Source organism: Shewanella sp. SG44-6, from assembly GCF_014164185.1.
Classification (GTDB): Bacteria; Pseudomonadota; Gammaproteobacteria; order Enterobacterales; family Shewanellaceae; genus Shewanella; species Shewanella vesiculosa.
The window spans coordinates 1-371 of sequence record NZ_JACJER010000339.1; the positions used below are offsets into that span (position 1 = coordinate 1).

Annotated in this window: 1 pseudogene; it reads left to right on the top strand. The window is 42.0% G+C overall.

The features are described 5' to 3' along the window. Nucleotides 1-371, top strand: a pseudogene (locus H5185_RS22500) (TonB-dependent receptor); the annotation flags it as partial.

The window sequence follows — 371 nt, forward strand, 5'->3', positions numbered from 1 at the left end:
ATTGCTCAGTCAAGCCAAATTTCGGTTAAAGCAAGTGATTATGATGCATTAAGAGCTGCTGGTGTTGAATTCCCTGAACTGATTTCAGCGGTAACCTTCTATACCAATGACTTTGATACCACCACTCAAGGTGTTGATATTGTCGGTTCGTATACTACTGAAATGCTTTCTGGCGATGCCAAGTTTAGCTTAGCCTATGGTTGGACTGATACTAGTGTTGATAAGTATGATCCAGAAACAACTGATGCAGGTAAAGTTCGTCGTTTAGAAGATGGTATTCCAGCACATCGTGCCACTCTAACGTGGGGCCAAAGCTGGGATGATTTAAGCATGTCTGTGCGTGCTAACTATTTTGGTGAATATTACGCAAC